Source organism: Mycolicibacter minnesotensis (assembly GCF_010731755.1).
Lineage (GTDB): Bacteria > Actinomycetota > Actinomycetes > Mycobacteriales > Mycobacteriaceae > Mycobacterium > Mycobacterium minnesotense.
In genome coordinates this window covers 1,305,834-1,324,666 of sequence record NZ_AP022589.1, presented here as the reverse complement: position 1 = coordinate 1,324,666, position 18,833 = coordinate 1,305,834, and the positions used below count along the sequence as shown (strand labels likewise).

The 18,833-nt window shown below is 67.0% G+C and carries 19 protein-coding genes; 11 read left to right on the top strand and 8 right to left on the bottom strand.

Annotation, left to right across the window (positions count from 1 at the left end):
• The first annotated feature begins 26 nt into the window (after positions 1-26).
• Together lsr2 and clpC1 are read left to right on the top strand one after the other, a co-directional pair.
• On the top strand, positions 27-365 hold the full coding sequence (gene lsr2 / locus G6N09_RS06310; RefSeq protein WP_083025969.1) for a histone-like nucleoid-structuring protein Lsr2: 339 nt from the start codon (positions 27-29) through the stop codon (positions 363-365).
• A gap of 298 nt (positions 366-663) precedes the next feature.
• Positions 664-3,192 carry an ATP-dependent protease ATP-binding subunit ClpC gene (clpC1, locus tag G6N09_RS06305; protein ID WP_083025967.1) on the top strand — a complete coding sequence of 843 codons (2,529 nt, stop codon included), beginning with the start codon at positions 664-666 and terminating at the stop codon, positions 3,190-3,192.
• 65 nt (positions 3,193-3,257) lie between these two features.
• On the opposite strand, the gene G6N09_RS06300 is transcribed toward clpC1, so the two are convergent.
• Both G6N09_RS06300 and mhuD read right to left on the bottom strand, forming a co-directional pair.
• Complete coding sequence (locus G6N09_RS06300; protein ID WP_083025965.1) at positions 3,258-4,589, bottom strand: serine hydrolase; 1,332 nt, start codon at positions 4,587-4,589, stop codon at positions 3,258-3,260.
• A gap of 3 nt (positions 4,590-4,592) precedes the next feature.
• Positions 4,593-4,910, bottom strand: coding sequence for a mycobilin-forming heme oxygenase MhuD (mhuD, locus tag G6N09_RS06295; protein ID WP_109558920.1), 318 nt, complete (start codon positions 4,908-4,910; stop codon positions 4,593-4,595).
• Between the two features lie 99 nt (positions 4,911-5,009).
• On the opposite strand from mhuD, the gene G6N09_RS06290 reads away from it, so the two are divergent.
• Entirely contained in the window at positions 5,010-5,696 is a 687-nt protein-coding gene (locus G6N09_RS06290) for an alpha/beta fold hydrolase (protein WP_234807023.1), read from the top strand.
• On the opposite strand, the gene G6N09_RS06285 is transcribed toward G6N09_RS06290, so the two are convergent.
• Positions 5,663-6,601: an iron-sulfur binding domain-containing protein gene (locus G6N09_RS06285; protein ID WP_083025961.1), complete on the bottom strand. Its 939-nt coding sequence runs from the start codon at positions 6,599-6,601 to the stop codon at positions 5,663-5,665. The genes G6N09_RS06290 and G6N09_RS06285 overlap by 34 nt on opposite strands.
• On the opposite strand from G6N09_RS06285, the gene G6N09_RS06280 reads away from it, so the two are divergent.
• Together G6N09_RS06280 and G6N09_RS06275 are read left to right on the top strand one after the other, a co-directional pair.
• Positions 6,600-7,229 carry a carbonic anhydrase gene (locus G6N09_RS06280; RefSeq protein WP_083025959.1) on the top strand — a complete coding sequence of 210 codons (630 nt, stop codon included), beginning with the start codon at positions 6,600-6,602 and terminating at the stop codon, positions 7,227-7,229. The two genes, G6N09_RS06285 and G6N09_RS06280, sit on opposite strands and share 2 nt — an antisense overlap.
• A gap of 79 nt (positions 7,230-7,308) precedes the next feature.
• Positions 7,309-8,067, top strand: a complete 759-nt coding sequence (locus G6N09_RS06275; protein ID WP_163752689.1) for a hypothetical protein — start codon at positions 7,309-7,311, stop codon at positions 8,065-8,067.
• 68 nt (positions 8,068-8,135) lie between these two features.
• On the opposite strand, the gene radA is transcribed toward G6N09_RS06275, so the two are convergent.
• Positions 8,136-9,542 carry a DNA repair protein RadA gene (gene radA, locus G6N09_RS06270; RefSeq protein ID WP_083027525.1) on the bottom strand — a complete coding sequence of 469 codons (1,407 nt, stop codon included), beginning with the start codon at positions 9,540-9,542 and terminating at the stop codon, positions 8,136-8,138.
• Positions 9,543-9,591: 49 nt separating this feature from the next.
• On the bottom strand, positions 9,592-10,143 hold the full coding sequence (locus G6N09_RS06265) for a copper chaperone PCu(A)C domain-containing protein (protein ID WP_179959879.1): 552 nt from the start codon (positions 10,141-10,143) through the stop codon (positions 9,592-9,594).
• A 260-nt stretch (positions 10,144-10,403) separates the two neighbouring features.
• On the opposite strand from G6N09_RS06265, the gene carD reads away from it, so the two are divergent.
• The 3 genes from carD to ispF are packed head-to-tail and all read left to right on the top strand — an operon-like array spanning position 10,404 to position 12,061.
• On the top strand, positions 10,404-10,892 hold the full coding sequence (gene carD, locus G6N09_RS06260; protein WP_083027524.1) for an RNA polymerase-binding transcription factor CarD: 489 nt from the start codon (positions 10,404-10,406) through the stop codon (positions 10,890-10,892).
• 30 nt (positions 10,893-10,922) lie between these two features.
• Positions 10,923-11,588: a 2-C-methyl-D-erythritol 4-phosphate cytidylyltransferase gene (ispD, locus tag G6N09_RS06255; RefSeq protein ID WP_083027523.1), complete on the top strand. Its 666-nt coding sequence runs from the start codon at positions 10,923-10,925 to the stop codon at positions 11,586-11,588.
• A complete protein-coding gene (ispF, locus tag G6N09_RS06250) occupies positions 11,585-12,061 on the top strand; it encodes a 2-C-methyl-D-erythritol 2,4-cyclodiphosphate synthase (protein WP_083027522.1) in 477 nt (158 codons plus the stop codon). Before ispD ends, ispF begins: the two co-directional genes overlap by 4 nt.
• Here the strand turns inward: ispF and G6N09_RS06245 are convergent.
• Positions 12,058-13,299 (bottom strand): hypothetical protein, encoded by a 1,242-nt coding sequence (locus G6N09_RS06245; protein WP_083027521.1) that lies wholly within the window; start codon positions 13,297-13,299, stop codon positions 12,058-12,060. The genes ispF and G6N09_RS06245 overlap by 4 nt on opposite strands.
• A 125-nt stretch (positions 13,300-13,424) precedes the next feature.
• On the opposite strand from G6N09_RS06245, the gene cysS reads away from it, so the two are divergent.
• The 3 genes from cysS to G6N09_RS06230 are packed head-to-tail and all read left to right on the top strand — an operon-like array spanning position 13,425 to position 16,672.
• Positions 13,425-14,834, top strand: a complete 1,410-nt coding sequence (cysS, locus tag G6N09_RS06240) for a cysteine--tRNA ligase (protein WP_083027520.1) — start codon at positions 13,425-13,427, stop codon at positions 14,832-14,834.
• Positions 14,835-15,776 carry a 23S rRNA (guanosine(2251)-2'-O)-methyltransferase RlmB gene (gene rlmB, locus G6N09_RS06235; RefSeq protein WP_083027519.1) on the top strand — a complete coding sequence of 314 codons (942 nt, stop codon included), beginning with the start codon at positions 14,835-14,837 and terminating at the stop codon, positions 15,774-15,776.
• Positions 15,777-15,811: 35 nt separating this feature from the next.
• Positions 15,812-16,672, top strand: coding sequence for a glycerophosphodiester phosphodiesterase family protein (locus tag G6N09_RS06230; RefSeq protein WP_083027530.1), 861 nt, complete (start codon positions 15,812-15,814; stop codon positions 16,670-16,672).
• On the opposite strand, the gene G6N09_RS06225 is transcribed toward G6N09_RS06230, so the two are convergent.
• Together G6N09_RS06225 and G6N09_RS06220 are read right to left on the bottom strand one after the other, a co-directional pair.
• Positions 16,669-17,913 carry an SLC13 family permease gene (locus G6N09_RS06225; RefSeq protein ID WP_083027529.1) on the bottom strand — a complete coding sequence of 415 codons (1,245 nt, stop codon included), beginning with the start codon at positions 17,911-17,913 and terminating at the stop codon, positions 16,669-16,671. The genes G6N09_RS06230 and G6N09_RS06225 overlap by 4 nt on opposite strands.
• A complete protein-coding gene (locus G6N09_RS06220; protein WP_083027518.1) occupies positions 17,910-18,830 on the bottom strand; it encodes an MBL fold metallo-hydrolase in 921 nt (306 codons plus the stop codon). Before G6N09_RS06220 ends, G6N09_RS06225 begins: the two co-directional genes overlap by 4 nt.
• Positions 18,831-18,833 lie beyond the last annotated feature (3 nt).

Here is an 18,833-nt window from a genome sequence, read left to right as displayed (position 1 = left end):
GCAGGAAAGCTAACCAAGGGGTACCAATGGCGAAAAAAGTGACCGTCACCTTGATCGATGATTTCGATGGTGAGGGTGCCGCCGACGAAACGGTCGAATTCGGCCTGGACGGGGTGACCTACGAGATCGACCTTTCGGGTAAGAATGCTGCGAAACTGCGCGCCGAACTGAAGAAGTGGGCCGACGCGGGCCGGCGGGTCGGGGGACGTCGTCGTGGCCGTTCCGGGGGCGGCGGACGCCGTGGAACTATCGACCGTGAGCAGAGCGCCGCGATCCGCGAATGGGCGCGTCGCAACGGCCACAACGTCTCGACTCGCGGTCGCATCCCGGCCGACATCATCGACGCGTTTCACGCCGCTACCTGACCGGCGGTTCAGCGAGGCTCGACGAAGGAGAGCCGACGCTGGGGGCGCCGTATGGACCAACTAATTTTCGCTGCTGGCGAACCTGATCCCCTTTCGGAAACGTATTCGAGGGGATGCGACGTTGCTCCCTTGTATCCGGTGCCAGGTTCTTCGGGGCCGATCCGCCGGGTGGTTGATTCAGTACGCACTGCAAGGCAGGTCACAGCGCGCTACGCCGCCCACTAGAGTGGACGGCAGGTACGCCGGCCGAGCCGAGGCCGATCTAGTGCCGATCGCGAGGGAGAGCAGGTAGCCGCCGATGTTCGAAAGATTTACCGACCGTGCCCGCAGGGTTGTCGTCCTGGCCCAGGAAGAGGCCCGGATGCTCAACCACAACTACATCGGGACCGAGCACATCCTGCTTGGCCTGATCCACGAGGGCGAAGGCGTGGCCGCCAAGTCGCTGGAGTCCCTGGGTATCTCTCTGGAGGGCGTGCGCAGCCAGGTTGAAGAGATCATCGGGCAGGGCCAACAGGCGCCGTCCGGGCACATCCCGTTCACTCCGCGCGCCAAGAAGGTGCTTGAGCTCAGCCTGCGTGAGGCGCTGCAGCTCGGCCACAACTACATCGGCACCGAGCACATTCTGCTCGGCCTGATCCGTGAGGGTGAGGGCGTCGCCGCGCAGGTTCTGGTCAAGCTCGGCGCTGACCTGACCCGGGTGCGTCAGCAGGTGATCCAGCTGCTGAGCGGCTACCAGGGCAAGGAGACCGCCGAAGCCGGCACCGGGGGACGGGGCGGCGAGGCCGGCTCACCGTCCACCTCGTTGGTGCTCGACCAGTTCGGCCGCAACCTGACTGCCGCTGCCATGGAGGGCAAGCTCGACCCGGTGATCGGCCGCGAGAAGGAAATCGAGCGGGTCATGCAGGTCTTGTCCCGTCGCACCAAGAACAACCCGGTGCTGATCGGTGAGCCTGGTGTCGGCAAGACCGCCGTGGTGGAGGGCCTGGCGCAGGCCATCGTGGCCGGTGAGGTGCCCGAGACGCTGAAGGACAAGCAGCTCTACACCCTGGACTTGGGTTCGCTGGTGGCCGGAAGCCGTTACCGCGGTGACTTCGAGGAGCGACTGAAGAAGGTTCTCAAAGAGATCAACACCCGCGGCGACATCATCTTGTTCATCGACGAGCTGCACACTCTGGTGGGTGCGGGCGCGGCCGAGGGCGCTATCGACGCGGCCTCGATCCTCAAACCCAAGCTGGCTCGCGGTGAGCTGCAGACCATCGGCGCCACGACCCTCGATGAGTACCGCAAGTACATCGAGAAGGACGCCGCTCTGGAGCGCCGTTTCCAGCCGGTGCAGGTCGGTGAGCCCACCGTGGAGCACACCATCGAGATCCTCAAGGGCCTGCGGGACCGTTACGAGGCTCACCACCGGGTCTCGATCAGTGACTCGGCGATCGTGGCCGCGGCCACCCTGGCCGACCGCTACATCAACGACCGCTTCCTGCCGGACAAGGCGATCGACCTGATCGACGAGGCGGGTGCGCGGATGCGGATCCGCCGGATGACCGCACCGCCGGACCTGCGCGAGTTCGACGAGAAGATCGCCGACGCCCGTCGCGAGAAGGAGTCGGCGATCGATGCGCAGGACTTCGAGAAGGCGGCCAGCCTGCGGGATCGGGAGAAGCAGCTCGTCGCTCAGCGCGCGGAGCGCGAGAAGCAATGGCGTTCGGGTGATTTGGACGTCGTTGCCGAGGTCGATGATGAGCAGATCGCCGAGGTGCTGGGCAACTGGACCGGCATTCCGGTGTTCAAGCTTACCGAGGCCGAGACCACCCGCCTGCTGCGCATGGAAGACGAGCTGCACAAGCGGATCATCGGCCAGGAGGACGCCGTCAAGGCCGTCTCCAGGGCGATCCGTCGTACTCGTGCCGGGTTGAAGGACCCCAAGAGGCCCTCGGGCTCGTTCATCTTCGCCGGCCCGTCCGGTGTCGGTAAGACCGAGCTGTCCAAGGCGCTGGCGGAGTTCCTGTTCGGCGATGACGACGCGCTCATCCAGATCGACATGGGCGAGTTCCACGACCGCTTCACCGCGTCGCGGCTGTTCGGTGCCCCTCCGGGCTACGTCGGCTACGAAGAGGGTGGTCAGCTCACCGAGAAGGTGCGGCGCAAGCCGTTCTCGGTGGTGTTGTTCGATGAGATCGAGAAGGCCCACGCCGAGATCTACAACAGCCTGTTGCAGGTTCTCGAGGACGGTCGTCTCACCGACGGTCAGGGCCGCACGGTCGACTTCAAGAACTGCGTGCTGATCTTCACGTCCAACCTGGGCACATCCGACATCTCCAAGGCTGTCGGACTCGGGTTCACCCAGGGCGGCGGCGAGAACAACTACGAGCGGATGAAGCTCAAGGTCAACGATGAGCTCAAGAAGCACTTCCGCCCGGAGTTCCTCAACCGTATCGATGACATCATCGTCTTCCACCAGCTCACCAGGGAAGAGATCATCGAGATGGTCGATCTGATGATCGGCCGGGTGGCCAAGCAGCTCAAGGCCAAGGACATGGATATCGCGCTGACCGACAACGCCAAGTCCTTGTTGGCCAAGCGCGGCTTCGACCCGGTGCTGGGTGCGCGTCCGCTGCGGCGCACCATCCAGCGCGAGATCGAGGACCAGCTCTCGGAGAAGATCCTGTTCGAAGAACTCGTCCCCGGCCAGCTGGTCACCGTCGACGTCGAGAACTGGGACGGAGAGGGCCCGCACGAGAACGCGGTCTTCACCTTCGCCGGTGGCCCGAAGCCGGCGCCGGAGGCCTCCGACCTGGCCAAGGCGGGTGCCCCCACCGGGGAGTAGTTGCCGAGCAGTCGCGAAAGCCCCCTTTTCCGTAAGGAATTGGGGGCTTTCGTGACTGCTCGCCGCTAGTGCGGCGTTGGCAGCAGGCCGAATGCCTGCTTGGCCACCTGCAGCATCCAGCTGCCCACACTCTTGCCATGGTCGCGTGGCCAGTTCAACTGGAAGCTGACCACCCATGGCTGGCCACCCTGGTCGACGGCGTACCAGCTGAACGTCAGGTCGCCGGGCAGACCGCCGGCCTTGGCGCCGATATAGGGCCACTCGGCGCGGGGCAGGTCGATGCCGCGAACCGCGGACAGGATCTCTCGCACCGGTGCGGCCCTACCCACGGCGCCCGCCTGCAGCGCCACGTGCACTCGGCAGATGTCCTCGGCGCTGCCGTACCACTCGGCGCCGTAGGCCGACGCCGGCACGTGCGCGCGGATCGGATCCGGCTCATAGGGTCGGGAATCGGCTAGCTTGAGCAGCTTTGCCCGCTCCTGCGCCGAGCCTTGCTGCCACTGCTCCCGCAGGTCCGGCTTGCCCCAGCCCACGGAGAACAATTCGTACATGGTGGGAAACGGCGTCATGCTCGCTGGGTCATGGTGGCCGGCCGCGGCCAACGCCTCCTCGACCGCCCGCGTGCCCACCCGCCCTATCAACAGATCAGTTGCCATGTTGTCGCTGGTGGCGATCATCTTCTCGGCGGCCCTACGCACTGAGACGTGGGCGCCGTCGGGCAGCTCTTCCAGACCCGATGAACCTACTGCCTTGGCACGGCCGGTGATGGTCAGCGGGTCGTCCCATGAGACCCGCCCCGCCTTCACCTCGTTGGACACAGCCAGCAGCACGTACAACTTGAAAATCGATGCCAACGGCAGGGATTGGGCGGTGTTCGTGCCGGCGACCGGTGTGCAGACGCCACCGTCTACGCGGGAGGCTTGGTAGGAGTAGCGGGCACCGGTTCGGCTCAGCACCGCGTCGACGTCATGCCAGGAATGGATCTCAGGGGCCTCGGTAGACGGCTTGAAGAGGTTGACCAGGCCGTTGTCGTCGGTGCGGATCCGAATGTCCTGACGGGCGCCGTAGGACGTCGTCAGGTGCAGGGTGGCCTCGGCGGCCCGAATGTCGACGCTGTCGAGGTGGAAAGGGCGGTCCCACCACAGCGATTCCATGGTCGTGACGACTTGTTCGACCTTGTCCGGTGTGGCCAGGGTCGCAACTCCGATCGGCCCGATCGGCCAATCGGAGTTCAGCATGTCCATGGTCTGCTTGGCCCGCAGGCCGGGCGGGGTCGTGGTCGAAATGGTCACGCCGCCGTCAGTGCCGTCGGCAGGTGCTGCCGGAGAAGGGGCGCAGCCAGAAGTCGCGGCGGCCAACGTCGCCGTCACCACCCAGGCGGCCAGCGGTCGCCTCATCGGCTAGCCCTGTGCGGCGGTTCCGGCAACGTCAAGCACTACCTCGAACTCCAGCAACGATGCCCCGGTTGCCACCGGCTTGGCCCGCTGGCCGGCGTGGGCTTCAACGGCGGGGCCCTGTGCCCAGGCCTGGAACGCCTCGTCGGACTCCCAATGGGTCACGACGAAGTAGCGGTCATCACCCTTGATCGGGCGCAGCAGCTGGAAGCCAAGAAAGCCCGGTTGGTTCTCCACCGCGTGCGCGCGGTTGGCAAACCGCTTCTCCAGTTCGGGACCGGCGTCGGCAGGCACCTCGATTGCATTGATCTTCACCACTGACATGAGGCCTAGGCTACCGTGCCCCGAGTGGAGACCGCGTCGACCGAGCTGCTGACTTACCGCGGCGGGCATGGCGCGCCGCTGGTGCTGGTCCACGGGCTGATGGGCCGCGGCACCACCTGGCCGCGGCAGCTGCCATGGCTTTCCCGGCTGGGGGCTGTCTACACCTACGACGCACCCTGGCATCGCGGCCGCGATGCCCCCGACTTCCAGCCGATCTCCACCGAACGCTTCGTCACCGACCTGGCCACCGCGGTGGAGCAGCTGACGGGCCCGGTGGGCCTGATCGGTCACTCGATGGGCGGGCTGCACTCGTGGTGTCTGGCTGCCCGTCATCCCGAACTGGTCTCGGCGCTGGTGGTCGAGGATATGGCGCCGGATTTCCAGGGCCGCACCACCGGTCCGTGGGAGCCCTGGGTGCATGCCCTTCCGGTCGAGTTCGGCAGCGCTGAACAGGTGATTGCCGAGTTCGGCGACATCGCCGGGCGCTACTTCCTGGAAGCCTTCGATCGCACGGAGACCGGATGGCGGTTGCACGGTCGACCTGAGTGGTGGTTGCAGATCGCTGCCGAGTGGGGCACCCGCGACTACTGGGACCAGTGGCGCGCCGTGCGTGCCCCGACGCTCCTCATCGAGGCAGGCAACTCGGTGACCCCACCGGGCCAGATGCGCGAAATGCACCGCATCGCGCAGGACAGCACCTATCTGCACGTACCCGAGGCCGGGCATCTGGTGCATGACGACGCGCCACAGCTCTACCGCGAGGCTGTCGAATCGTTCCTGTCCTGACCGGGCAGCGCGTACCGGCCATCGGCGAGCTCTTCCACCAGCCCGTCCTGCAGCAGGGAGGTCAACGCGCGTTCGCGTTGGACCACATCCACCGTCCAAGCCACGTCTAGGTCGGCCCGCGTGACCGCAACGGGGTTGTCGCGCAACACATCCAGCAGTCGACCACGTACCTGCCGGTCGGTACCGGCATAACGCTGCGTTGGGCGCTTGGGTGCGGTGGACGCCGGCGAACCGTCCAGTCGCCAGCGACAGCTGTGTCGCAGCGGGCACTGATCGCAGTGTGGCGCACGTGCGGTGCACACGATGGCGCCCAACTCCATCAGGGCCGCGGAGAATCGGGCGGCCTGCTCTGGCCCGGGGAGCAGAGCGGCGACGTCGGCATGATCACGCTTGGCCGACGGAGCTCCGGCGTCAGCATGCCCATGCACCGCACGAGCCACCACCCGCCGCACATTGGTGTCGACTACCGGTACCGGTTTGCGGTAGGCAAAGCAGGCCACCGCCCGCGCGGTGTAGCTGCCGATCCCGGGCAACTGCTCGAGGGTGTCGACATCGTCGGGGACCGTGTCGGCGAAATCTCGCGCGATCACCGCGGCGCACTCGTGGAGCCGTTTGGCGCGGCGGGGGTAGCCGAGCTTGCCCCACGCCCGCAGCACATCGGCCTGACTGGCTGCCGCAGTCGCCGAGGGTGTCGGCCACCGTGCGATCCAGTCCGGCCAGACCGGCAGGACCCGGGCAACCGGCGTCTGCTGCAACATGAACTCACTGACCACGATCTGCCACGGGGTGACGTCACCCGCCCGCCAGGGAAGGTCGCGCTCGGCAGACGTGAACCAGTTGAACAGATCGTGAACTTCGATCCTGCCCGAGCACGGCGTTCGATTCACAGGCAGAATATCCCCCATGCCTAACTCAAACCCGATTTCAGCATGGAAAGCACTTAAAGAGGGTAACGAGCGCTTCGTCGCAGGCCAGCCCAGCCACCCCAGCCAGGATGTCGCACGTCGAGCCGCACTGGCCGCCGGCCAGAAACCCACCGCGGTGGTGTTCGGCTGTGGCGACAGCCGGGTTGCTGCCGAGCTGATCTTCGACCAGGGCCTAGGCGACATGTTCGTGGTCCGTACCGCCGGCCACGTGGTCGATGCGGCGGTGTTGGGTTCGATCGAGTTCGCGGTGGAGGTGCTCAACGTTCCGCTGATCGTGGTGCTGGGCCACGACAGCTGCGGTGCGGTTAAGGCGACGCTGGCCGCATTGGACGGCGGGGCGGTGCCCGGGGGCTACCTGCGCGACATCGTCGAGCGGGTCACGCCGTCGATCCTGTTGGGCCGTCGTGATGGCCTGACCGCCGTCGACGAGTTCGAGGCCCGGCACGTCACCGAGACGGTGGCGCAGCTGGCCGGCCGGTCCACGGCCATCGCTGAGCGGATCAAGTCGGGTTCGCTGGCGATTGTCGGCGCCACCTATCACTTGGCCGATGGACGTGTTTCGGCGCGTAATCACCTGGGCGACATCGGCGACTACGGCACCGATTAGTCGCCGAAGGTCACAACGCGGCTACGACACGCCGCGGAGGGTCGAACAACTCACGGTGAGGTCGTCCTACCGTGAGAACGTGCTCGATTTGGAACCGCAGGGTCCGCTGCCTTCGCAGATCTATTGGCGACGACGTGGTCTCGCGCTGGGCATTGCGCTCATCGTGATTGCCGTGGTGTCGGCCATCATCTTCGGCGTCATGCACAGCGGCGCCGGTGCCGACAATGCCGACGGTAAAAAGGCCGCCGCGCAGCACTCCAAGCCACAGAACTCCTCCCCGGAAGAGGTCAAGACGCCCGTGGTGGCGCCTGCAGAGCAGGCGCCACCCCCGTCGCCGACCCCGACCGCTGCGGTGATCCCGCCGCCTGTGCTCAAAGAGGGCGATGACTGCCCGGACTCGACGCTGGCCGTCAAGGGTCTGACGGGTCCGCAGTACACGGTGGGCGAACAACCGCAGTTCACCATGGTCGTCACCAACATCGGGTTGGTGGCCTGCAAGCGCGATGTGGGCGCTGCGGTGCTGGCCGCCTACGTCTACTCGCTGGACAACCAGCGGTTGTGGTCGAACTTGGACTGCGCGCCGTCTAACGAGACCCTGGTGAAGACTTTTGACCCCGGCGAGCAGGTGACCACGACGGTGACGTGGACCGGAATGGGTTCGGCCCCGCAGTGCCCGTTGCCGCGGCAGCCGATAGGTCCCGGTACCTACAATCTCGTGGTTCAACTCGGCAATCTACGGTCTGCGACGGTTCCGTTCATGCTGATCGAGCCTTCGCCGGACGCACCACCGCCGCCGCAGGACATGCCCCTGCCGGATGCGCCGCTGCCGGGCAACTGATCGCCGGGTTGATTCGACGGCCCAGCTTCTTCTCTCCTGCGTCGAGCCTCGCTAGCCGCCGGGTTGCTTTAGCTTCGATCCAGTAACTGCGGCGGAGCCACAGGACCGCCGCGCCGATCAGCGATCTCCACCAGATGGTGCAGCGCCGCAACGATGTTGGCGGCTGGAACCGTACGAAGACCCCCGACGGTTTCCGGGACGCCCGGTGGAGTCAAAGCCGTGGTGAATCCCAACCGGGCGGCCTCGGCGAGGCGCCGATCCATGCCACTGATCGGGCGCAGGTCACCGGCCAGGCCTACTTCTCCCACCACTACGGTGGTCGCCGGCAGGGGGAGATCCGCATAGGCCGATGCCAGCGCGATTGCGACGGCTAGGTCTGTGGACGGATCGGTCAGGCGCATTCCTCCCACTGTGGACAGGTAGATGTCGCCGGCCGCGATCGGGAGTTCGGCATGCTTGTCGAGCACCGCGGTGATCATGGCAGCCCGGGCGTGGTCGATACCGCTGACGGCGCGGCGCGGGGAACCGCCCGCAGGCTTGGCCAGCAGCGCCTGCACTTCGCCGATCAGCGGACGTTTTCCGTCGAGCGCGACGGTGATCGCGGTGCCGGGCACCGGTGTGCTGCGCTGCTCCAGGAACAGACCGGACGGGTCGGCGATCCCCTCGATGCCGCTGTCGCGAAGCAGGAAGCAGCCCACCTCGTCGGTGGCGCCGAAGCGGTTCTTGACCGCGCGCACCATCCGCAGCACCGAGTTACGGTCGCCCTCGAAGTGCAACACCACGTCCACCAGATGCTCCAGTGAACGGGGGCCGGCGATCGCGCCGTCTTTGGTGACGTGTCCGACCAGGATCAGCGCCACGTCGGCACTCTTGGCGGCCGCCGTCAGTGCGGCCGTGACCGCCCGCACCTGAGTGACGCCGCCGGCAACGCCGTCGGTGTCGGCGGCGGCGACGGTCTGCACCGAATCCACCACCAGCAAGGTGGGCCGCACCGCCTCGATGTGGCCCAGCACGGTCTGCAGGTCGGATTCGGAGGCCAGATAGATCTCGTCATGGCTGCATCCGGTGCGCTCGGCGCGCAGCCTGATTTGGCCTGCGGACTCCTCCCCGGACACATACAGTGCCCGCCGTCCCGCCAAGGCCCAGCGGTGGGCGACATCGAGCAACAGAGTGGATTTGCCGACCCCGGGATCACCAGCCAACAGCGTGACTGAGCCGGGGACCAGCCCACCGCCCAGCACGCGGTCGAGTTCGGTGACGCCGGTCGAGGCCGGGCGTGCTCGGCCGGCCTCGATCGAAGTGAGCGGAACCGCAGGCCTCGCCGGCGCCGCAGGCCGTAAGCCGCCGGCGGGAAGGGCTGCTTCACCTACCGGATCGATGCCGCCCCAACTACCGCACTCCGGGCAGCGGCCCAGCCACTTCGCGCAGGTATTGCCGCATTCCGAACAGCGAAAGAGTGAACGTGCCTTGGCCACTCGCAGACCGTATCGGGTGGGTCCGACAGGGACAGCGCGACGTTGGGCGTCAGTGGTGGGAGAGCGGGCCGGCCGAAATCGGCACGTCCAGGGTGACCGAGCCGGCCTTCTTGAAGTCGAAGGTGAAGTCATAGGTCAGCCCGTTGCGGATCGGCTTGTCCAGCGTCACCGTGGCCGTAGCAGTGTTGGCGTTGGCCACCTCGGGCAGTGCCTTGGCGGCGGGTGCCGTCGGCAGGTCGGGGCCGGCCGGGGCGCTGACCACGAGGACACCGCCTACGGGCACGGTCTTGCCGCCGGTCAGTGGTGACACCTTGCCGACGGACGTCTTGATCTCGGTCAGCTCGTCGTCGGTGTCCGGCGACTGGTTACTGACCACGAATACCAGGTCGACGGTCTGGCCGGGCTCGAGTGCATCACCGGTCTGGGTCGCCTGGATGCGCACGTCGCGCAGCGCCAGGTCGCCGACGGTGGCCGAAGCGCCATTGACCGCCGAGGCCTGGTCAGCGGTCTGGGAGATCTGGCCGGTACCGCAACCGGCGAGTGTCGCCGCAGCGACCAGTGCGATCGCAGCCCTGTTGACGGCCCTGCTGAACGAGTTCACGTATGGTCTCCTGCTCGGCTGTCGCGGCTTTTGACTATGCACTGTAGTAGCAACCATTCCGGCGCGGTAGCTCAGGGCCACGGGTCCGTCAGGACCCCCGCCGACCAGCCCTGATCAGGCTCTCGTTGGCGTTTACCCAGCACGCTTCCGAGGTGCTGTCAACCCCCCTTCTGTGGCTGCAGTGCCCCTGACCTGCACCGTTGTTGGTCGAGTGTTGTGACGCCGTGTTAGCATGGGGTAGCGAAAGGGGCTCAAATCAGATGATCTTCAAGGTCGGAGACACCGTCGTATATCCACACCACGGTGCAGCGTTGATCGAGGCGATTGAAACCCGGACCATCAAAGGCGAGCAGAAGGAATATCTGGTCCTCAAGGTGGCGCAGGGCGATCTCACCGTCCGAGTTCCCGCTGACAATGCCGAGTATGTCGGTGTGCGTGACGTTGTCGGCCAAGAGGGCCTGGACAAGGTCTTCCAGGTGTTGCGGGCCCCGCACACCGAGGAACCGACCAACTGGTCGCGTCGGTACAAAGCCAACCTGGAGAAGCTGGCCTCCGGAGACGTGCACAAGGTAGCCGAGGTCGTTCGCGACCTGTGGCGTCGCGACCAGGAGCGCGGTCTCTCCGCAGGTGAGAAGCGGATGCTGGCCAAGGCGCGGCAGATCCTGGTCGGCGAGCTGGCCCTGGCCGAGAACACCGATGACGCCAAGGCCGAGATCATTCTCGACGAGGTGCTGGCCGCGGCATCCTGACGCTGGCATTGCCAAGTCGCGGGAGCTTCAGTGCCAAGCACAGTAGCCGTCGTTCCGGCTGCGGGCGCCGGTCTGCGCCTAGGCGCCGGCCGGCCTAAGGCATTCTTTCTTCTCGGTGCTCAGACGCTGGTCGAGCGTGCCGTAGCCACGCTCCGAAGTTCTGGCGTCGTCGATCAGGTGGTGGTGGCAGTGCCGCCGGGATTCACCGACGAGGCCACGCTGATTCTCGGCCAGTCCGCGACCGTCGTAGCCGGCGGTGCTGACCGTGCCGAATCCGTCCGGCTTGCCCTGGCAAGCGCTGGTGAACCGGACTTCGTGCTAGTCCATGACGCCGCACGCGCATTGACGCCACCGGGCCTAGTGGTCCGCGTAGTCGAGGCCTTGCGTGCTGGGCATCGCGCTGTGGTTCCGGCAGTTGCGGTGACCGACACCATCAAGGCCGTCGACGCCAACGGCACGGTACTGGGCACGCCGGAGCGCGCCGGATTGCGAGCGGTGCAGACGCCGCAGGGCTTCGCCGCAGATCTGTTGTTGCGTGCCTACCAGCAGGCTCCTGAAGGCGTTCAGTTCACCGATGACTCGTCATTGGTCGAGCACATCGGGGCGCAGGTGCACGTCGTCGAAGGCGATCCGCTGGCCTTCAAGATCACCACCCCGTTGGATGCGGTGCTGGCCAAGGCTGTGGTGGGTCAGTGACAGCACTGCCGCGAGTGGGGCTGGGCACCGATGTACACCCGATCGAGGCAGGCCGGCCCTGCTGGCTACTGGGACTGTTGTTCCCCGACGCCGACGGCTGCTCCGGGCACTCCGACGGAGACGTGGCCGTACACGCTCTGTGTGACGCGCTGCTCTCCGCGGCGGGCCTGGGGGACCTCGGAGCGGTTTTCGGCGTCGACGAGCCCCGCTGGGCACGAGTAACCGGTGCTGTGATGCTGGCCCACGTGCGCGACTTGATCGGCGCGAGCGGATTTATTGTCGGGAACGCCGCGGTGCAGGTGATTGGCAACCGGCCGAAAGTGGGCCCCAGACGTGCCGAAGCCCAGCAGCTCTTGTCGGAACTGCTGGGCGCACCGGTCTCGGTATCGGCAACCACCACCGACGGACTGGGGCTCACCGGTCGGGGTGAAGGCCTTGCCGCGGTGGCTACCGCTCTTGTCGTGCCTGCTTAGTTGCAGCCACCGAAGATGAGCAGGGCCAGGCACAGTCCGAGGTCCGTGCCGAGCTTCACTCCGGTCTCGACAGCGCTGCCCGCGAGTTCCGGGATGGCGTCGGCAACCAAGACTGCGGTGTCTCCGGCGGTCTGGGCTGCCGCATCGGCGGCGACATCGGCGGCCGCAGCAGCAGCGGCAGCGGCCGCATCGGCGGCCAAACCAGCGCTGCCGGCGGCCAAATCAGCGGTGCCGGCGGCCAAATCAGCGGTGCCGGAACCAACACTGCCGAGGAGCTCTAAGCCGGGGTCGGTCAGCAGGGTCGGGTCCAGAATGCCCGGGTCCACGCTCGATGAGAAGTCGATGTCGGCGAGGCTGAAAGGCAGATCCATGGAGGGAGTGAGGTCCACGGGGAAGGCGGGCGTCGCGAGGGCGTCCGTAAGGTCAGGCGTGGGGAGGGCCTCCAGCGGGAGGGCGGGTGTCGCGAAGGCGTCCGTAAGGTCAGGCGCGGGGAGCGCCTCCACCGGAAGTTCGGGCAACGCGAGGGCTTCCGTGGTGGCAGCCGAGCTGCTGAGCAGGTCGGTGATAGTCGCACTGCTGAGCAGGTCGGCGTCCGAGCTGCTGCCGAACAGGTCGGTTGCGGAGCTCGTGCTGAACAGTTCAGCGGCCGAGTTGCTCAACAGGCTGTCGCCAGCTGAACCGGTGTCCGCGCTGTTGAAGAAGTCGGTGGCCGCGGCCGAGCCGGGCAACGCGTTGGTGTTGAAGGGGTCGGTGGCGGCGGCGCCCAAAGCTTCGACGTCCGTGGGCACGGCCTTCGGGGCCGAGGTCGAGAACATGCTCAACAACGGCATGATCAGCGACGGAGCCATCATTACGACCATCGGCGACATCATCGCCAGCGACATGGCGATCTGGCTACCCATCGCGCTGGCCTGACTGGCGCCCATCCCGCCAGCAGCGCCGCCGGCAACTGCCTCGGCCTGCGCCTCGGCCTGCTGGCGCTGCTGCTCGGACTGCGCGTCCTGCTGGGCGTCCTGCATCGCCTGGGTGTGCTCGGCGGGCAGCGCGGCGGCCTCGGTGTCCAGGTGGTTCGGGTTGGCAGTCGGCTCGTTGTATGTGGTTGCCGCCATAACCTCGGCCGGCTGCGGCTGCGCCTGGTTCTGGTTGTTGTTCGGCTCCTCGGCGTAGGCGGTCGCGCTACCCACAAATGCGACCGCAGCCAAGAACGCTCCTGAGGCTGCCACCAGACGTTTACTCACTGCCGCAATATATGCCACGTCACACCCCCTGTCCACCGATACGGCGGTCGGCAGGAGCCCCGGCGACCACCCGGCGGTGGCGGGTGTGGCGGTCACGTCCTCGCCGCCCGGTAAGCTGGCCCGTCGTGACCGATCGCCCCAGCCTGCGGCTACACGACACGGCAACCGGCGCCGTGCGTGACTTCGTCCCGCTGCGGCCCGGCCAGGTGTCTATCTATCTCTGTGGTGCCACCGTGCAGGCCGCGCCCCATATCGGGCACGTCCGCAGCGGCGTCGCATTCGACGTTCTGCGCCGGTGGCTGGCCGCACGCGGCTTCGACGTGGCCTTTGTGCGCAACGTGACCGATATCGACGACAAGATCCTCACCAAGGCCGCTGCAGCGGGCCGGCCCTGGTGGGAGTGGGCAGCCACCCACGAACGCGAATTCACCGCCGCGTACGACGCCCTGGGAGTGCTGCCGCCGTCGGTGGAGCCGCGCGCCACCGGCCACATCACCCAGATGGTCGAGCTGATTGAGCGCCTGATCGAGACGGGGCATGCCTACACCGGCGGTGGCGACGTGTACTTCGACGTGCTCAGCTACCCCGACTACGGCCAGCTCTCCGGGCACCGGATCGACGATGTCCACCAGGGCGAAGGGGTCGCCACCGGAAAGCGCGATCCGCGCGACTTCACGCTCTGGAAGGGCGCCAAGCCCGGGGAGCCCAGTTGGCCCACCCCCTGGGGGCCGGGCCGTCCGGGCTGGCATCTGGAGTGCTCGGCGATGGCCCGCACGTACCTGGGTACCGAGTTCGACATTCACTGCGGCGGCATGGACCTGGTCTTCCCGCACCACGAGAACGAGATCGCGCAGAGCCGTGCGGCCGGGGACGGCTTCGCGAACTATTGGCTGCACAACGGCTGGGTCACCCTGGGCGGCGAGAAGATGAGCAAGTCGCTGGGCAATGTGTTGTCGATGTCGGCGGTGCTCCAGCGGGTCCGGCCCGCCGAGCTGCGCTATTACCTGGGCAGTGCGCACTACCGGTCGATGCTCGAGTTCTCCGAGAACGCGCTGCGCGACGCTGTCAACGCCTACGTCGGCATCGAGGAGTTCCTGCATCGGGTGCGCAGCCGGGTGGGTGCGGTGCATCCCACCACCTGGACGCCGCGGTTCGCCGCCGCGCTCGATGACGATCTGGCGGTTCCGATCGCACTGGCCGAGGTGCACCGCACGCGAGCCGAGGGCAATCGCGCGCTGGACTCGGGCGACCACGAGGGCGCGCTGGCCGCTGCCGGCGCGATCCGCGCCATGATGGATGTGCTGGGCTGTGACCCGCTCAATGAGCGCTGGGAATCGCGCGACGAGACCTCGGCGGCACTGGCCGCGGTCGACGTTCTGGTGCGCGCTGAATTGGAACGCCGGGCAACGGCTCGTGCGGAACGGGATTGGCAATTGGCGGACGAGATTCGCTGCAGGCTCAAAGATGCCGGCATCGACGTCACCGACACTGGGGACGGCCCGCAGTGGTCGCTACTGGTCGAGGGGGCGGAATAGATGGCAGGAAATTCCAAACGCAAAGGTGCGGTGCGCAAGCCCGGCACCAAGAAGGGGCCGACGGTCGGCTCCGGCGGTCAGCGCCGCCGTGGACTTGAAGGCCGTGGCGCGACTCCGCCGGCGCACCAGCGGGAGTATCACCCGGCAGCCAAGGCGGCCAAGCGCGCGGCGAAACAGCGCGCCTACCGGACGACCAAGCGGGCCGACGAGAGCGAAACCGTACTGGGCCGCAACCCGGTACTGGAGTGCCTGCGCGCCGGCATCCCGGCCACGGCGCTGTATGTGGCGCTGGGTGCTGAGGCTGACGAGCGGCTGACCGAATCGGTAACCCGAGCGGCTGATTCCGGGCTGCCGATCCTGGAAGTCCCGCGGTCCGATTTGGACAAGATGACCACCAACGGTCTGCATCAGGGCATCGCACTTCAAGTCCCGCCCTACAACTACGCCCATCCCGACGATCTGCTGGCCGCCGCACGTCAGGACGCCGCGCCGGCGCTGCTGGTCGCCTTGGACAATATCTCCGATCCGCGCAATCTCGGCGCCATCGTGCGATCGGTGGCGGCGTTCGGCGGACACGGTGTTGTGATCCCGCAACGCCGCTCGGCGTCGGTGACAGCGGTGGCCTGGCGCACCAGTGCCGGTGCGGCAGCCCGTGTTCCGATCGCGCGGGCGCCCAATCTGAACCAAACGCTTAAAGCGTGGGCCGACCGTGGTCTGCAGATCGTCGGCCTGGACGCCGGCGGCGACACCATGGTCGACGACCTGGACGGGTCGGGCCCGATGGTGCTGGTGGTCGGCTCCGAGGGCAAGGGATTGTCGCGCCTCGTTCGGCAGAACTGCGACGGTATCGTGTCGATCCCGATGTCCGGGCCTACCGAGTCGCTCAACGCCTCAGTGGCTGCCGGGGTGGTGTTGGCCGAGATTGCCCGTCAACGGCGGTGATTCGCGGCATCGCCGTCGCGGTGACGGCGTTGACGATGGCGATAGGGGGACCTTTGTCGTCGGTGAATGCGTTGCCTGCAGACTTTGATCTGCAGGCCCACCGCGGTGGACGGGGCGAGACCACCGAAGAATCGCTGCGCGCCTTCGCCAAGGCGATCGAGCTCGGGGTCAGCACCCTGGAATTGGATATCGTGCTCACGCGTGACCACCAGCCAGTGGTCTGGCACGACCCGGTGATCGAGCCGCGTAAGTGCACAGACACGGGGCCGGCGTTCGCCGGCGACCCCGCCTTCCCCTACGTGGGAAGGCGGGTCGCCGAACTCACCCTGGCTCAGATCCGCACGCTGGACTGTGGACACCTGCTTGCGGAATTTCCCGACGCCGAAGTGGTGTCCGGCAATGTGTTCGCAACTCTTCCTGAGGTTTTCGCGTTGGCCGGCCATACCGGCGTCCGCTATAACATCGAGACCAAGGTCGATGCCGACAACCAGCAGCAGCTCGTCGACGTGATCCTGGCGGAGGTGCGCGCCGCCGGCAAGCTGGACGCAGTCGAGATCCAGAGCTTCGACTGGCGCACCCTGTCGATGGTGCGCACCGCCGAACCTGCTATTCCTCTGGTCGCCCTGTGGGAGGAGGGACCCGACCCGATCTTCGGGGCGGCTTCCGTCGGCGCCGATGTGGTGTCTCCGGACTATGCGGTGGTGGACGAAGCCTTCGTGAGACGAGCGCACGCGGCTGGGCTCCGAGTCATCCCGTGGACGGTCAACGAGGCCGACGCGATGCGGCAGCAGATCGCCGCCGGGGTCGACGGCCTGATCACCGACTATCCGAGCCGGTTGCGGGCAGTGCTGGCCGAGCTGGGTATGCCGCTGCCGCGGGCTTACAAGGTCAGCTAGATCCCCATCAGTTGCGCCCCGGCCCACAGCGCCAGTACCGCGACCAGCACGGTGGCTGGGACGGTGCACAGTCCCAACCGGGTGTATTCGCCTACTCCGGCCGGAACGTGGTAGCGACGTAGCACTCGGCGCCACAACAGATTTGACAGCGAACCGGTGTAGCTCAGGTTTGGGCCGATGTTGACCCCGATCAGTACGGCCAGTACCGCGAGCGGTCCGCTCGATGCCACCAGCGGGACCAGCACCAGGGTCGCGGGAAGATTGTTGACGACGTTGGCCAGTACCGCGGCCACCGACGCGATTCCCAGCAGCGCCAGCAGGCCGGAACCTTGGGGCAGCAGCATCGCCATCCGATCTCCCAGCCCGTTGTCGACGACGGCACGCACCACCACGCCGAGTGCCAGCACGAACACCAGGAAGCCCGGGTTGGCGGCCCGCACAATCCCTGCCGCGGTGCTGCGTCGTTGCACCAGACCCCGGATACCCAGCACGGCGGACCCGGCGACAGCCGCCCACGCCGCCGGTATGTGCACTGTCTCGGCGACCACGAAGCCCGCCAATGTCAGTCCAAGCACCACCAGCACGAACACCGGGACCGGCGGTGGTGGCCCGGCATGCTGATGCACTGGAGTGGCCCGAAGATCGGCCCGGAAAAACACTCGGAATATCAGGTACACCACCGCCGTGGTGGCCACCCAAGGCGCTGCCATCAACGCGGTGAACTTCACGAAGGACAGGCCGGCCTGTTGGAAAGCCAGCAGGTTGGTCAGGTTGGACACCGGCAACAGCAGTGACGCGGTGTTCGCCAGATGAGCGGTCGCGTACGCGTGCGGGCGTATCGGCGCGTGACGGCGGCGGGCCATCATCAGCACTACCGGTGTCAGCAGCACCACGGTGGCGTCCAGGCTCAACACCGCGGTCAGGCCGGCGGCGATCACGAAGACGCGGCGCAGCAGATGGTGCGGTGGGCCGACGTCGGCGCGGGCCATCGCTGCGCCGGCCGCCTCGAACAGCCCCTCGTCGTCGCAGAGCTGCGCCAGCACCAGCACCGCGCCCAGGAACACTACGACGTGCATCAGGTTGGCGGCTTCGGCGAATGCGTCATGCATCGAGATCGACCCGGTGGCAACAAGGATCGCGGCTGCCGGCACCGCTGCGAACATCTCCGGCCAGCCACGGGGGCGGGCCACCGCGAAGCCCAGCACCACGGCAAGCAGTACCAGGGCGAGAGTCAGGTTCAGGCCCACGGATCCTCACGGCGCCACACGGTGGGCAGGTGCAGTCCCACGCCGTCGGTCTCGGCCAGTTCGGTGAGCACCCGCATGGTGGCGTGGAGGTCGTCGCCGGCATAGGGCAAGGCGCGCAACGGTTTCGACAAGGGTGAAAAGAAGTCGTCCCAGTGGGTCAGCACGACGGTGGAAGCGCCGACGGCGCGTACCGTCTCATCCCAGTAGTCGATCAGATACTGCCGTGGCTGAATGCCGAGCTGGCCGATGCCCAGATAGACCACGTCGGCGCTGCGGCCGGCCAGCGCCCCCGGGACGAATCCGGCACTGCCCATGATCAGCAGGTTGCGTCCTGAGCTCTGATGCGACACCAGCGCCGACCACGCCTCGCCGCATTTGTAGGCAGAGGCCTTGACCGGCGGAACCACCGCGTTGGTGATGGCACCGGGGAATCGGTCCGGTGGGCAGTGCCGCGACTCGATCAGGGTCACCTCGTATGCGCCCAATGTGATTGGTGCACCGGGGATGGCCACGATCAAGCGGTCCTCCGGGAGTCCTTGGCCCCGGCCCACATTGGCGGTCGACTCACCGCCCACCAGCACCGCCCCGGTGCGCTCGGCGACCACCGCGGAGTCCAGTGCGTGATCGATGTGGGAGTGCAGGGGTATCACCGCGGCCAACCGCCGAGCTCCGGCCCGAGCCAGGCAGCCATCGATACGGGCGGCCGACGGTGCTACCTTGCGCAAGGCCACCCGCGCGAGGCTGGGGCGAGAGAAGTAGCCGTCGGTCATCAGCGCCGAGGACCCGTCGTCGACCAGCAAGGTGGTCACGCCCAGCCATGTCACCGACAACGGCGCGTCTTGTTGCGCGGGTGCGACGTCGAAGCGGTCGGCGTACCGGCCGATGTCGGGGCGGCCGAGCTTGAGGCGCATTCG